Genomic DNA, 14,098 nt, shown 5'->3' on the forward strand with positions numbered 1-14,098 from the left:
TTCGTCCCCGTCGACGACGACCACGTCGTCGTACTCGGCGTCCTCGTCCGAGCTGACCGACTCCCAGTAGGGCTTCAGCCGCTCGAACTTCTCGGGGTCGTCCTCGAACTCGTCCGTCTCGGCGAGCCACTCGTAGGTCGTCTCGTCGGGGTTGACGTACCCCGCGCGGGCACCGCCCTCGATGGACATGTTGCAGATACTCATCCGTCCCTCCATGTCCAGCGACTCGATTGCCTCGCCGGCGTACTCGTAGACGTAGCCGACGCCGCCCTCGGTGCCGAGCCGGCGGATGATTTCGAGGATGACGTCCTTCGCCTCGACGCCGTCGCCGAGTTCGCCGGTGACCTCGATCTTCCGCACCTTCTGTTTCTCCATGGCGATACAGCCCGTCGCCAGCACGTCGCGAATCTGCGACGTGCCGATGCCGAACGCGAGCGCGCCGAACGCGCCGTGGGTCGAGGTGTGGCTGTCGCCGCAGACGATGGTCTTGCCCGGCTGGGTGATGCCCTGCTCCGGCCCGATGACGTGGACGATGCCCTGGTCGCCCGTCGTGGGGTCGTCGAACTCGATGCCCGCGTCGCGGACGTTCTGTTCGAGTTCGGACATCATCTCCTCGGCGGCGCTGTCGCCGTAGGGGCGAGACTGGTCCGCCGTCGGGACGATGTGGTCGACCGTCGCGTGCGTCAGTTCGGGGTAGGCCACCTCGAGTCCGCGCTCGCGGAGCATCCCGAACGCCTGGGGGCTCGTCACCTCGTGGATGAGGTGCAGCCCGACGAACAGCTGCGTCTGTCCCGTCGGGAGCGTCGTGACGGCGTGTCGGTCCCAGACCTTGTCGTACAGCGTTCTCTCACTCATCTGCGGGTACGTCCTTCGCTCCGCCTACGTCGTCGGGCGCGTTGGCTTCGTCGGTCTCGGCGTCGGCCGCCGTCGCCTCCGCGTCGTCGGTCTCGGGGCCGCGCTCCCAGACCTCGTTCGCCCCGTCGCCGTCGGGCGCTTCGTGTTCGACGTCCTTCATCTCCTCTCCCTCGGTGCCGCCGTCGGCCGCCGCGGGACCCCGCGTGAAGACGCCTCCGTTCGCGCCGAAGGCCTCCCCGGTGTGGGGGTTCGTGTGTTCGATGTCTCCCATTCTGTCTGTCATTGTTTCTCTCGGTTACTCGCTCAGTGTGATCTTCTCGTCCTCGTCGTCAGTCTCTGCGTCCTCGCCCTCTTCGGCCCACGCGAACAGGCTCCGGAGGCGCGCGCCGACCTCCTCGATTTCGTGGTTCTCCTCGCGGGCGCGGAGCTGCCAGTACTTCGGCCGGTTGGCCTGGTTCTCGGTGATCCACTCCTGGGCGAACTCCCCGTTCTGGACCTCCTCGAGGATCTCCTCCATGTTCTGGCGGGCGTGGTCGTCGATGACCCGGTCGCCACGGGTGAGACCGCCGAACTCGGCGGTGTCGGAGACCGACCCCCACATCGCGCCGAGCCCCCCCTCGTACATCAGGTCGACGATGAGCTTCATCTCGTTGAGACACTCGAAGTACGCCATCTCCTTCGAGTAGCCCGCGTCGACGAGGGTCTCGTAGCCCTGCTTGATGAGCGAGGCGATGCCGCCACAGAGGACGGCCTGTTCGCCGAAGAGGTCCGTCTCGGTCTCTTCTCTGAAGGTTGTCTCGACGACGCCCGCGCGGGTGCAGCCGATGGCGTGGGCGTACGCCAGCGCCTCCTGCTTGGCCTCGCCGGTGGCGTCCTGGTACACCGCCAGCAGGCCGGGAGTGCCCTCGCCGCTCTCGTACGTCCGGCGGACGATGTGGCCCGGCGACTTCGGTGCGATCATCGTCACGTCGACGTCTTCTGGAGGTCGGATCTGGTTGTAGTGGATGTTGAACCCGTGGGCGAACTGGAGCGTGTCGCCCGGTTCGAGTTCGTCGCGGATGGCCTCGAACACGTCCGGCTGGACGGTGTCGGGCACCAGTACCGAGACGATGTCCGCCTGTGCGGCGGCCTCGACCGGCGTCGCTACCTGAAGGCCGTCGTCCTCCGCCGCCGCGCGGGACGAGGAGTCCTCGCGGAGGCCCACGACCACGTCGACACCGGAGTCGGCGAGGTTCTGTGCGTGCGCGTGGCCCTGGCTGCCGTAGCCGAGGACGGCGACCGTCTTGTCGTCGATGTGCGAGCGGTCCGCGTCGTCGTCGTAGTAAACGTCGATGGTGAAGTCTGAGTCTGACATGGATGGATAGGTGGTGAACTGCGGTTTTTACGTTTCGGTACGTCCGTGTCTCAGTCGTCCGGCCAGTGTTTCGCCGTCGCGTTCGCACCCGCCTCGAGCGCAGCCGTCCCTGTGCGGACGATTTCGCGGACGCCGAAGCGGTCGAACGTGTCCAGCGCGTTCTCGACGGTCGTGTTGGTGCCCGTCACCTCGACGGTGATGGCCTCGGCGCTCGCGTCGACCACCGTGGCGTCGTACATGTCGGCGACGGCGGCAATCTGGTCGGGGTGGTCGCCGTCGACCTTGATGAGCGCCAGTTCCCGCCGGACGGCGTCGTCGGTGAGTTCGGTCACCGAGATGACCGGGACGAGCTTCTCGAGCTGTTTCTTCGCCTGTTCGATGCCCGGTTCGGGCTCCCGGACGACGAGCGTGATGCGCGAGTACTCCTCGTTCTGAGTGGTCCCGACGGTGAGCGACTCGATGTTGAACTGCCGGCGAGCGAACAGGCCGGAGGCGCGCGCGAGGACGCCCGGTTCGTTCACGACGAGCGCCGACAGCACCGCCTCGCGCACCTCGGGTTCGGCCTCGACTTCGGGGTCGATGCGGATGCCCTGGGAGTTGCGCCGCCCCTCGGGGTGGGGGCGTTCCTCCGGCGACGGACCCTTCAGCCCGGTCCGGTGAGTGTCCTCCGCCCTCGACGTCTCGCTCTCGGGTGTGCGTTCCGAACTCATGGTTACAGCTGGTCCTCCGAGAGGGCGAAACGGCCGTTCGCCGCGCCGGACGCGACCATCGGGTAGACGTTCTCCGCCGGGTCGACGTGGAAGTCGATGACCGATGGACCGTCGTACGCCAGCGCCTCCTCGACGGCGTCGGCGACCTGGTCGTAGTCGTCGACGCGCCAGCCGCGCGCGCCGAACGCCTCGGCGAGGCGGTCGAACTCGGGACACCAGTTGTACTCGGCGGCCATCCGCCGGCCCTCGTAGAAGGCGTCCTGCCACTGCCGGACCATCCCGATGTACTCGTTGTTGAGGACGGCCACGGTGATGTCCATGTTCTCGCGGACGGCCACCGAGAGCTCCTGCATCGTCATCAGGAACGAGCCGTCACCGTCGAAACAGACCACGGTGCGGTCCTCCTGCCCCATCTGGTCCGCCGCGAGGCGGGCGCCGATGGCGGCGGGGAGTCCGTAGCCCATCGTCCCCAGCCCGTGCGAGGAGACCCACGTTCGGGGTTCGCGGTAGGTCCAGTACTGAGAGGCCCACATCTGGTGTTGGCCGACCCCGGTCGTGACGATGGTGTCGTCGTCGGTGGCCTCGTCGAACGCCTCGACGACGAGCTGCGGCTTGATGGGTTCGTCCGACGGCGCCGCGTAGTCCATCGGGTACTCGTCCTTCCACGTCTGGCACTGCTCGCGCCACTCGCGGGCGTCGGGCGAGTGCTCCATGCGCCCGTCGACCTGGTCGAGGACGCGACCCGCGTCGCCGACGAGGGGGTAGTCCGCGTGGACGTTTTTCGATATCTCGGCGGGGTCGATGTCGATGTGGACGACCTCCGCCTCGGGTGCGAACGTGTCGATGCCACCCGTGAGGCGGTCGTCGAACCGCGTCCCGACCGCGATGAGCAGGTCGGTGTGGGTGATGGCCATGTTCGCGTAGCCCGTGCCGTGCATCCCGGCCCACGACAGACAGAGGTCGTGGTCCTCGGGGAAGCTCCCGATGCCGGGCATCGTCGTCACGACGGGGATGCCGTGGTCGATGGCGAACCGGCGGGCCGTCTCGGTGGCGTTCCCCTTGATGACGCCGCCGCCGAACAGCAGCAGGGGTTTCTCGGCGTTCTCGACTGCGCGAGCGGCGACCTTCACGTCCTGCTCGTCCGCCTCCATCTGCGGGTTGTACGTCTTCGGGGGCCGTGCCGGACCGGGTTCGCGACCCGTCTCGGCCTGCGTGATGTCCTTCGGGAGGTCGACCAGCGTCGGCCCCGGCCGACCCATTCCGGCGAGAGCGAACGCCTCGCCGACGGTGTCGCCGACGGTGTCCGCGTCGCCCGCGAAGTAGTTGTGCTTCGTGATGGGCGAGGTGACGCCGATGGTGTCGGTCTCCTGGAACGCGTCGGAGCCGACCATGTCGCTCGGCACCTGCCCGGTGAGCGCGAGGACGGCGTCGGAGTCCATGTTCGCGTCCGCGAGGCCGGTGACGAGGTTGGTCGCACCCGGTCCCGACGTGGCGAGGCAGACGCCCGGTTCGCCCTTGACGACGCCGTACGCGTCCGCCGCGTGCGACGCGCCCTGTTCGTGGGCCATCATCACGTGCCGGATCGACGAGTCGTACAGCGCGTCGTAGACGGGCATGATGGCACCGCCCTGGACGCCGAAAGCCGCCTCGACGCCCGCGTTCTCGAGGGCGCGGACGACCGACGACGCGCCGGTCGTGACCGACGCGTCGTCCTGCTGTGTCTCGGGTCGCTGTTCGTCCGTTCGCTGCTGTCCTCCCGTCTCGGCGGACTCCGGCGTGGAGTCGTCCGATTCGGGTTTCGGTGTCGCACGTTCGCTCATGTGTGTGTCTCGGCTTGGTGTGGTCGCGGCACTCGGTGGTCGGTTCGAAACTGGACGGTCGGCGCGGAGAAGAGGGTGTGAGGGGCTAGACAGCCCCTACAATCGACCGGATGGCGGCGACACTGTCCGTACTCGGCCGGCGAGCGTCGCCGCGAGTGGGACAGTATCTCATCGTATCGGGTGAGATACGCTCGTCTCATAAAACCCTTTCGTGAGCGTCTCGACGTCCCGCGGGCCGTCGAGCGCGCACGTCCCCGCGTCGGCTCGTCGGGGCGGACCCGCCGCTCGCGACGATGCGCGAACGGGAGGGCGGTCATCCTACGCTCTGACCTCCTCTTCGGCTTCGTCGACGTGGTCGACGCCGACCTCGTCGGCGAACCGCTCCAGCTCGGTCATCGTGACCCGCTGTTTCTCGGCGCCGTAATCCTTGACGCGGCGGGTGATCTCTCGCACCTGCGCGTCGGTCGGCTCGTAGCCCGCGTCGGTCAGCCGCTTGCGGACCGAGTGCGTCCCCGTGTGCTTGCCGAGGACGAACTCCCGGGAGGCACCGACCATCTCGGGGGTCATCACGCCCGGCTCGAACGTACTCGCGTTCTCCAGCACGCCCGCAGCGTGGATGCCGCTCTCGTGCGAGAAGGCGTTGCGTCCGACGACGGGCTTGTTCTGCGGCACCGGGATGTCGCTGGCCGCCTCGACGACTCTCGAGAGCTCCGTGATGCGCTGGGTCTCGATGCCGGTATCCACGCCGTAGAGGGACTCGGCGGACATGACGACCTCTTCGTACGCGGCGTTGCCCGCGCGCTCGCCGATGCCGTTCACCGACACCTGCGCCTGCATCGCGCCGGCCTCGAACCCGGCCATCGCGTTCGCGGTGGCGAGGCCGAAGTCGTCGTGCGCGTGCACGTCGATGCTCGCGTCGGTGACTTCGACGATTTCGCCGATGAGGTTCGCCATCCGGGTCGGGGTGCAGACCCCACAGGTGTCGGGGATGTTGATCCAGTCGACGTCCTCCTCGGAGACGGCCTCGATGATGTCGAAGAGGAACGCCTTCTCCGTCCGGGTGGCGTCCATCGGCGAGAACATGCACTCCACGCCGGCGTCCTTGACGCGGCGGACGCTCTCGACGGCGCGCTCGACGGCCTCCTCGCGGGAGGCGTGCATCGAGTCCTGTAACTGGACGTCGCTTGTGGAGACGAACACGTGCACCATGTCCACGCCGGAGTCCAGCGCGGCCTCGACGTCCTTGTCGACGACGCGGGCGAGGCCACACGTCGTCGTCTGTGAGGCGTCCGCGATGTCTCTGACTGCCTCGAACTCGGCGTCCGAGTTCACGGGGAAGCCCGCCTCGATGACGTGCGTCCCCATCGCGTCGAGCAGCGTCGCTATCTCCCGTTTCTCGTCGTACGAGAAGGAAGTGCGTGGCGACTGCTCACCGTCGCGGAGCGTCGTGTCGAAAATCCGTACCGTCTCGATCTCAGATGTGGTTTCCAGTGTGCCCTGGAAGAACTCGACCCGCCGGGGAACCCGACGAAGTGTCCTCCACGTCCATGTTGTTGGACATTGTACCTGAGTTAATCTCATCGGGACATATAAAGGTGTCTGTCCGGTTCGGCGTCTCCCGCCCCGCTGGACGCCGCTGGACCCGTCGAATCGCGTGACGTAAACGGCCTAGTACGTGGTCGTATTCCTAATACAGGCCGGGCGGCAGGGAACGACGTCGACGGGAGGCACCGTGTCGGACCCCGTATTTTTCACGCTCGTTTGGTGAAATTTACTCCCAGCCGCTCACGCGCGCCGGCCGACTGGACGTTCGTCTACGGGCGTGGACCGACGGCGACCCTCGCGAGTGCGACTTGAGGCGGAGCGTCGGACGCCGACAGAACGTTTTTCTCGTGCGCCCGCAACCGACGGATATGGCCGACTTCGACCTCGACCTCCGCGGCGCCGAGGAGTACCTCGATACGGACGACATCGAGGGGAACGTCATCCTGGGGGTCCTCGACGGGTCGACACCGCCCGAGGAGTGGATCACCGCCGTCGAGAGCGGGAGCGTGCTCTTCCTCGCCATCGAAGGGGACCTCAACCGACTCGCCGCGGGGTTCGCTCGCGACATCCGGGATATGGGTGGCGAACTCATGCACTTCCGGCGGTTCCTGGTCGTCGCCCCGCCCGGTGTCCGCATCGACACCGACCGCCTCTCCTGACCCGGCGCAGTCCCCTCGCCACCCCCTCTCCCCGGACTTTTTATCCGATACCGCGGCCACCGTCCCCGTGCGCTGACCGCCGCCGACGGACGGGTCGCGACGCGACGACACGCCGTCCGTCGTCACCGTCGGGTGTCGTCCGTTCGCCCCTACGACTCGCGTCCGAACCGGTCCGTCTCGGCCCCGCACCCGGTGCAGAAGAGAACGACGGTGTCGCCCCCGTCGACCCGCTCGCCACGACGTTCGGTCACGGCTCCACAGTCCGGACACCGTTCCTCGATGACAGCCTCGTCCGTCTCCTTCGGCGCCCCCACGGCGACGAGACGGACCGTCTCCGCGCCCGCGTTGTGTGCGCGGGTCGGGTGGTCGGGCGGGACGGAGAGCACCTCACCCGCCTCGACGGTCAGTGACTCGTCCGTCGTGTCGACGGTCAGTACCCCTTCGAGTACGTAGAACGCCTCCTCGTGCCGGGGGTGACGGTGGAATCCCCAGGGAACGCGCTCGCCCGGTGCGACGGTGTAGACGTTGAGGCCGAACGCCTCGATGCCGAGTGCTTCGTCGAGTTCCTTCTTCTCGCGGGTGGGGCTCGGTGCGTTCTCCAGGTCGTCGACGCGAACAGTTCGGTACGACATGTCTGCACGTACTCGCGCGACCCGGTTACGTCTACCTCGTCGCCGGCGGTCCGTCGGCCTCCTCGACGAACGTGAGGACGTGTCCGTCGGCGTCGCGGACGCGCACGCCGCCGTCGACCGCTTCGACCGGCGCGCCGGGAGCGACTGCCTCGGCGGCGGCGGCGGGGTCCGCCGTGGCGAACCCGGCGTCGACGTGGACACCGCCGCGCGCGTCGGCGATACCGAGCTGTGGTTCCCAGAGTTCGAGGTCCATCGGGCCGCGGAGTCGGACCCGTCGACGGTCGTCGCCCCGGTCGACGACCTCGAACCCGAGCGCCTGGTACCGCTCGATGGCGTCGTCGAGCGACTCGACCTCGAGGACGAGTTCGAAGACGCCGACGAGGTCGTCCGTGTCCGTGTCCGCGACCGTCCCGACCTCCACGCAGTGGTCGTCGGGGTCGTCGACGTACAGCGACCGCGACGCGCCGAAGTCGAACGCGACGGTCGGGAGCGACGAGAGCCGTGCGTCCCACGTCTCGTAAGCGTCTGCACCGGTCGCGAAGGCGTAGTGGACGTGGAGGCCGCCGCGCGGGACACCGTCTGGCCGCCGAAGGACGAGTGCCGTCTCACCGACCTCGAAGACGACCTCACGCTCCCCTGCCTCGACCGGTTGCAGGCCGAGTTGCTCGGTGTAGAAGTCGCGTGCTCTGTCGAGATACTTCACTTCGAGCGCGAGATGAGTGAGCGCGGAGAGCATCAGGTGGTGTTCGTGACGCGACGGGTTATACTGTCGGTCGAGCGGGCCACAGTTCTCGACCCGTCCGTGCACTCCGACCGCCCCACGGCCCCGACCGCAGTCGGATTTTTTATGCGCGTCCGACTCCTGACGACGACCATGCCGATGAAGGGTAGCGGAACGCCGCGACTGCAGGAAATCGACCGGTGGGACGGCGGCGTCAGCTGGCTCGCTTACCCCGACGAAGGGATGCAACGGGCGAGCCACGTGCTGGCGGCCGACCCCGAAACGCGAGACTCCGCGGACAGCGAAGCGCAGTCTGGCGACGGGGAGGCGTGGGTCGTCGACCCGGTGGACGCGCCCGGCGTCGACGACCTCTTCGCCTCTGTCGGAGACGTCGCAGGCGTCGTCGTCTGTCTCGACCGGCACAAGCGCGACGCGGCGGCCGTCGCCCGTCGACACGACGTCCCGGTCTACCTCCCCACCTGGATGACCGGGGTGGCAGACGACATCGACGCCACGACCGAGCGGTTCGGCCGCGAACTGGCCGACACCGGCTATCGGTCGCTGAAAGTCGTCGACCGGTCGTTCCCGCCCTGGCAGGAGGCGGCACTCTACCACGACGAGTCCGGGACGCTCGTCGTTCCGGAGGCGGTCGGCACGGCCGAGTACTTCTGCGCCCCCGGCGAGCGACTCGGTGTCCACCCGATGCTCCGGCTCTCACCACCGAAACGGGCGTTCCGCAGCCTCGACCCGGAGCGGGTACTCGTCGGCCACGGCGCCGGCGTGTTCGAAGACGCCAGCACGGCCCTCCACGAGGCGCTGGACAACGCGCGAGCGCGCCTGCCGGCCGCCTACGCCAGAGCGTTCCGGAGCCTCATCTGAGGCCCTATGCCCTGGGCCTCCGACACACTTTTTCGCGTCTGAGCGCCTACAGAGGCTGTGAACGACGTGGGTCAGCACTCGACCGGAGCGACGAGTCGCGGCGACGACCGCCAGCCGCTGTACGTCACGAGTGCGCTCCTCGACGTCCTCCTCGACATGAGCGAGGACGCCGAACCCGACACGCTCAGCGTCGTCCTGGCGCCGACCCGTGCGGGCGCGTTCGACGCGGACCTCGGGCTCGACGGCGACACGCCCGTACTGACGCACTTCTACCTGCCCGACGCGGGGCGGTCCGTCACCGCCGTGTTCGGTCTCGACCTCTCGACGCCCGCGGGGCGGGGGCGCGCACGCTTCCACGCGCACCCACAGGGCCCGAAGGAGCCGACGAAGCGCGACGACTTCGCGGCGGCGGTCATCGTCGCCGTTCCACCGTGGGACCGCACCGAGGTCCGAGCGTACGACCGCTCGGGCACGCGGCTGTCGCTCGAGGAGGTGACGGCGGAACCGCCGGAGGAGTCGCTCGGGGACGCTGCGCTGTGAGCGAGTGCACAGCTTCGGGGTTACTCGAGATAGCCGAGGTCGACGAGCTGGTCCGTTATCTCCTCGAACTCCGCTTCGGTCAGCTCTCCAGTTCGCTGGTGCTGGATGACGATACTCCGGAGCAGGAACCGGACGAGGTCACTCGTCGACGAGAAACTCGTCCCCTCGATGGTGTCTTCGACGCGCTCGGCGAGGTCCTTCGGGATCGAAACGGTCGTGTAGTCCGTCACGACTGGACAGACGACGCGGTGCGAGTTACGCCTTGTGGACGCCGACGCCGCGCTCCGCGAGCGAACGGCGGCGCCGACGTACGGTGACGCGCCTCGACGCTTCAGAAGCGTCCAGAAGCGACCCCGGTCCCGTGACTGAATCGACCGAAATCACGGAGCGGTCCGAGCGTCTTCGGGAGTTTTTCAACCGATGACCACGTAGTCGTCGTCGATGGGAGTCAGGCCACCACAGCAGGACGGGTCCGACGCCGACCACATCGAGTTCGGCATCGCGGCACTCGAACCCCACCTCGACGAGCGAATCGACTACCCCGCTACCGGCGACGAAATCGTTCGGACGATCGGTGACGTACAGGTGCCGTACGACGCCTCGGGCGGCACCGTCGCGCTGTCCGAGATTCTCGAGCGCACCCCCACACGTCGGTTCGAGTCGAAGCGTGACCTGCTGGACACGCTCCACCCCGTGTTCGAGGAGTACCGTGCCGCCGCGTCGAACAGCCTCGTCGGTCGACTCCGCGGCCTCCTCCCCTTCTGAGTCCGACCCCGTCCCCGTCTCGGCGTCCCGGTCCGGTGTCGACACCCACGGGCTACCGCGCCGTGGCCACCGCCACCCCGCCGATACTCACTCCTTCGTCCGTTCCTCTTCGAGTCGGTCGAGTCGCTGCATCTGCTCTCTGTGGAGCGAGAAGATGAGATCCGAGAGCACGCCGAACATCAACAGCTGGACGCCGAAGAGGATGCCCGAGGCGGCGACGACTGCCATGACCTCGTGGGAGATGTTCCGGGTGACCCACTCGACGCCGACCCAGACGGCGATGCCGAGGCCGACGGCCGTCGAGACGAAGCCGACACTGCCGAAGTAGAAGAGTGGGTTGTTCGTCTTCGCCCGCCGGTACAGTTCGAGGAGGATGATGCTCCCGTCGCGGAACGGGCTGAGGTTCGTGTTCGACCCGGAGGGCCGTGGGAGGTACGTGATGGGCACCACCGTCGTGTCGATGCGGTGTTTCGCACACTCGACGGCCATCTCCGTTTCGATGCCGAACCCCTCCGCGGTGAGCGTCATCCGCTCGAACGACTCCCGGGAGAACGCCCGATAGCCGGAGAGGATGTCACCGAAGTCGGTCCCGTGGATGTACGCGAAGGCGCGGTTGAACAGCCGGTTCCCGGCGCGGTTGAGCCGCGTCATCGCGCCCTCGCGCATGTCGGCGAACCGGTCGCCGATGACGTGTTCGTACCCCTCGTCGAGCGGGCGGAGCATCGCCTCGGCGTCCGACGGTAGATAGGTACCGTCGCCGTCGACCATGAGGACGTACGGGACGTCGACGTGTTCGGAGACGGCCTCCCGGACGGCCTGTCCCTTGCCGGTCCCCGACTGGGTGACGACGCGCGCGCCAGCCTCGGTGGCCGCCTCCGTCGTCTCGTCGGCCGACCCACCGTCGACGACGAGGACGTTCTCGAACCCCTCTTCGCGGTAGCCGCGGACGACGTCACCGATGGTCTCTGCCTCGTCGAGCGTCGGTACGAGGACGCAGACGTCGTCGGGTCGCGGCATCAACGGCGCTAACGGGGATGGTTTAAATAACACTTCCGCTCTCCCGGTCCTGACGCTGGCATCCCGGCCGAGTCAGGCATCGATTAACTCGACGTACTTGTGGTAAGCGGAGAATATACAAGAACGTCTAACGCATCTGCAACAGAGTATGCATGCAGTGATTCTCGCGGCGGGGGAGGGTATGCGTCTCAGACCCCTCACCCGCACGAGACCGAAACCGATGGTCCCTATCGCCAATCGGCCGCTCCTCGAGTACGTACTCGAGGCAGTCGCCGACGCCGGCATCGAGGACGTCGTTCTCGTGGTCGGGTACAAGCGCGAGCGCATCCAGAGCCACTTCGGCGACGGGAACGACTGGGAAGTCGACCTCACGTACGCCGTCCAGGAGAAACAGCTCGGGACCGGCCACGCCGTCGCGCAGGCCGAACCGTACATCGACGACGAGTTCGTCGTCCTGAACGGCGACCGGATCATCGACAGCTCGCTCGTCTCGCGCATCGCCGACGACACGACACCGGCACCGGCCGTCGCCATCCGGCGCTCGGAGACGCCGAGCGCGTACGGCGTCGTCAGCCTCGACGGCAACCGGGTCGTCTCGGTCGACGAGAAGCCCACCGGGCCGGCCCTCACGAGTGACCTCATCAACGCGGGGGTGTACAAGTTCACGCCGAGCGTCTTCGACGCCATCCAGCGGACAGACACGGTCGGCGAGTCGCCCATCACGGCCGCACTCGACAGACTCGCCGCGGAAGGTTCCGTCCGGGCCGTCCGCTACGACGGGCGCTGGCTCGACGTCTCGGTCCCGTGGAACCTCCTGTCGGTGAACGCCAGCGTCCTCGACGAGACGGGTGGCCACGTCCACGACGCCGCCGTCGTCCACGGCTCGGCGACCATCGCTGGGCCGGTCGAAATCGACGAGGACGTCCACGTCCACCCGAACGCGACGCTCCTCGCGGGGACGACCCTCGGCGCCAACGCCGAAATCGGTGCCAACGCCGTCGTCTCGAACACCGTCGTCCTCCCCGACGCCACCGTCCAGGCGGGCGCGGTGTTGCACGACACCATCGTCGGCTCCAACAGCACCGTCGGTGCGAACAACACCGCATCCGGCGGCGACGCCACCGTCGCCCTCGCCGGAGAACTGTACGAGTCGGCTCGCCTGGGTGCGGTCATCGGTGACAACGTCACCCTCGGCGGCGGTGTCACCTTCGCGCCGGGAACGATCATCGGGAACGACACGACGGTCCACGAGGGGACGACGGTCGACGGCAACGTCGAGGACGGAGCTACCATCAGGAGGGGGTAATCATGTGTGGAATCATCGGATACGTCGGTGACGACGAGGCACTGCCGATTCTCCGGACCGGCCTGGAGAACCTCGAGTATCGCGGCTACGACTCCGTCGGGGTCGCGCTCCGCGGCCGCGACGAACTCCGCCAGTTCAAGCAGGCGGGGCGCATTAAGGACCTCTCGCTCCCGGACGACGACGACGCGACCATCGGCATCGGCCACACCCGCTGGAGTACCCACGGCGAACCGACGGACGCCAACGCCCACCCACACACCGACTGCACGGGCACCGTCGCCGTCGTTCACAACGGCATCATCGAGAACTACGACACCCTCCGCGACGAACTCTCGGACCACGCGTTCACCTCCGAGACCGACACCGAGGTCGTCCCCCACCTCATCGAGGAGTATCTGCAGTCGGGCGACGACCTGCCGACGGCGGTCGACCGGACGCTCGACCGTCTCGAAGGGACGTTCGCGCTCGGCATCGTCAGCAGTGAGTTCGACGGCATCGTCGCCGCCCGGCAGGACAGCCCGCTCGTCATCGGACACGGTGAGACGGGGGCGTTCATCGCCAGCGACGTCACGGCGTTCCTCGAACACACCCGCGAGGTGACGTACGTCGAAGACGGCGACGTCGCCGTCCTGTCGAGAGACGGCGTCGAGATTCACAACGACGGTGAGGTAGTCGACCGCCCGCGCGAACACGTCGAGTGGGAGGCCGAGGCGGCCGAGAAGAGCGGCTACGAGCACTACATGCTCAAGGAGATTCACGAACAGCCGACGGCGCTCCGCCAGACTCTCTCGGGGCGCATCGACGAACTCAACGGCGAGGTCGACCTGGACATCGACCTCCCGAAGGAGTACCTCAACTCCCTCGAAGAGGTGACGTTCGTCGCCTGCGGCACCTCCTACCACGCGGGGATGTACGCCGCAGAACTCGTCGAATCGCTGGCCGACGTCCGCGCGTCCGCCGAAATCGCCAGCGAGTACGAGTTCGACGGCGGGCGCGACCCCTGGCGGACGCTGGTCGTCCCCGTGACACAGAGTGGGGAGACCGCCGACACCCTCTCCGCCCTGCGTCGGGCGAAGCGTGCGGGGGCGCGGAGCCTCGCCGTGACGAACACGCTCGGCAGCACCGTGACCCGCGAGGCGGACGAGACGGTGTTCATCCGCGCCGGCCCTGAAATCGGCGTCGCCGCGACCAAGACGTTCGTCTCTCAGGTCGCGACGCTCTCGCTCCTCTCAGTCGCGCTCGCCCGAGCGCGCGGCGAGATGTCGACGACGGAGGCGATCGAGTTCCTCGGGAAC

At 67.7% G+C, this 14,098-nt stretch carries 16 protein-coding genes; 6 read left to right on the top strand and 10 right to left on the bottom strand.

The features are described 5' to 3' along the window. The 6 genes from ACESK5_RS16335 to ACESK5_RS16360 all read right to left on the bottom strand — a co-directional run. The coding region (locus ACESK5_RS16335) for an aconitase family protein (RefSeq protein ID WP_372912645.1) at positions 1 to 855 on the bottom strand (855 nt) is incomplete at its 3' end. Beyond that, entirely contained in the window at positions 848 to 1,138 is a 291-nt protein-coding gene (locus tag ACESK5_RS16340; RefSeq protein WP_372912646.1) for a hypothetical protein, read from the bottom strand. The genes ACESK5_RS16340 and ACESK5_RS16335, both read right to left, overlap by 8 nt. A gap of 12 nt (positions 1,139 to 1,150) precedes the next feature. Then, on the bottom strand, positions 1,151 to 2,209 hold the full coding sequence (gene ilvC / locus ACESK5_RS16345) for a ketol-acid reductoisomerase (RefSeq protein ID WP_372912647.1): 1,059 nt from the start codon (positions 2,207 to 2,209) through the stop codon (positions 1,151 to 1,153). A gap of 50 nt (positions 2,210 to 2,259) precedes the next feature. Then, entirely contained in the window at positions 2,260 to 2,919 is a 660-nt protein-coding gene (ilvN, locus tag ACESK5_RS16350; protein WP_372912648.1) for an acetolactate synthase small subunit, read from the bottom strand. Positions 2,920 to 2,921: 2 nt separating this feature from the next. Further along, a complete protein-coding gene (ilvB, locus tag ACESK5_RS16355; protein WP_372912649.1) occupies positions 2,922 to 4,739 on the bottom strand; it encodes a biosynthetic-type acetolactate synthase large subunit in 1,818 nt (605 codons plus the stop codon). Between the two features lie 318 nt (positions 4,740 to 5,057). Further along, the gene (locus tag ACESK5_RS16360) at positions 5,058 to 6,320 is read right to left on the bottom strand and encodes a LeuA family protein (protein WP_372912650.1); all 1,263 of its coding nucleotides are present in this window, start codon (positions 6,318 to 6,320) and stop codon (positions 5,058 to 5,060) included. A gap of 332 nt (positions 6,321 to 6,652) precedes the next feature. Here ACESK5_RS16360 and ACESK5_RS16365 point away from each other — a divergent pair, with 332 nt between their 5' ends. Then, the gene (locus tag ACESK5_RS16365) at positions 6,653 to 6,943 is read left to right on the top strand and encodes a DUF5779 family protein (protein WP_372912651.1); all 291 of its coding nucleotides are present in this window, start codon (positions 6,653 to 6,655) and stop codon (positions 6,941 to 6,943) included. Positions 6,944 to 7,092: 149 nt separating this feature from the next. Here the strand turns inward: ACESK5_RS16365 and ACESK5_RS16370 are convergent, their stop codons facing one another. Beyond that, complete coding sequence (locus ACESK5_RS16370) at positions 7,093 to 7,575, bottom strand: cupin domain-containing protein (RefSeq protein WP_372912652.1); 483 nt, start codon at positions 7,573 to 7,575, stop codon at positions 7,093 to 7,095. 31 nt (positions 7,576 to 7,606) lie between these two features. Further along, positions 7,607 to 8,311, bottom strand: coding sequence for a VOC family protein (locus ACESK5_RS16375; protein ID WP_372912653.1), 705 nt, complete (start codon positions 8,309 to 8,311; stop codon positions 7,607 to 7,609). A gap of 138 nt (positions 8,312 to 8,449) precedes the next feature. On the opposite strand from ACESK5_RS16375, the gene ACESK5_RS16380 reads away from it, so the two are divergent. Together ACESK5_RS16380 and ACESK5_RS16385 are read left to right on the top strand one after the other, a co-directional pair. Beyond that, entirely contained in the window at positions 8,450 to 9,175 is a 726-nt protein-coding gene (locus ACESK5_RS16380) for a hypothetical protein (protein WP_372912654.1), read from the top strand. A gap of 156 nt (positions 9,176 to 9,331) precedes the next feature. Next, entirely contained in the window at positions 9,332 to 9,715 is a 384-nt protein-coding gene (locus ACESK5_RS16385) for a hypothetical protein (RefSeq protein ID WP_372912660.1), read from the top strand. A 20-nt stretch (positions 9,716 to 9,735) separates the two neighbouring features. Here ACESK5_RS16385 and ACESK5_RS16390 read toward each other — a convergent pair whose 3' ends face one another. Further along, on the bottom strand, positions 9,736 to 9,945 hold the full coding sequence (locus ACESK5_RS16390) for a ribbon-helix-helix domain-containing protein (protein WP_372912655.1): 210 nt from the start codon (positions 9,943 to 9,945) through the stop codon (positions 9,736 to 9,738). A 211-nt stretch (positions 9,946 to 10,156) separates the two neighbouring features. On the opposite strand from ACESK5_RS16390, the gene ACESK5_RS16395 reads away from it, so the two are divergent. Further along, a complete protein-coding gene (locus ACESK5_RS16395; protein WP_372912656.1) occupies positions 10,157 to 10,480 on the top strand; it encodes a hypothetical protein in 324 nt (107 codons plus the stop codon). 87 nt (positions 10,481 to 10,567) lie between these two features. Here the strand turns inward: ACESK5_RS16395 and aglJ are convergent, their stop codons facing one another. Beyond that, positions 10,568 to 11,497: an S-layer glycoprotein N-glycosyltransferase AglJ gene (aglJ, locus tag ACESK5_RS16400; protein WP_372912657.1), complete on the bottom strand. Its 930-nt coding sequence runs from the start codon at positions 11,495 to 11,497 to the stop codon at positions 10,568 to 10,570. A gap of 148 nt (positions 11,498 to 11,645) precedes the next feature. On the opposite strand from aglJ, the gene glmU reads away from it, so the two are divergent. After that, positions 11,646 to 12,803, top strand: a complete 1,158-nt coding sequence (glmU, locus tag ACESK5_RS16405) for a bifunctional sugar-1-phosphate nucleotidylyltransferase/acetyltransferase (protein WP_372912658.1) — start codon at positions 11,646 to 11,648, stop codon at positions 12,801 to 12,803. A 2-nt stretch (positions 12,804 to 12,805) separates the two neighbouring features. Further along, a partial coding sequence (gene glmS / locus ACESK5_RS16410) for a glutamine--fructose-6-phosphate transaminase (isomerizing) (protein ID WP_372912659.1) occupies positions 12,806 to 14,098 on the top strand: 1,293 nt, incomplete at its 3' end.

This window comes from Salinigranum sp. (assembly GCF_041641895.1).
Classification (GTDB): Archaea; Halobacteriota; Halobacteria; order Halobacteriales; family Haloferacaceae; genus Salinigranum.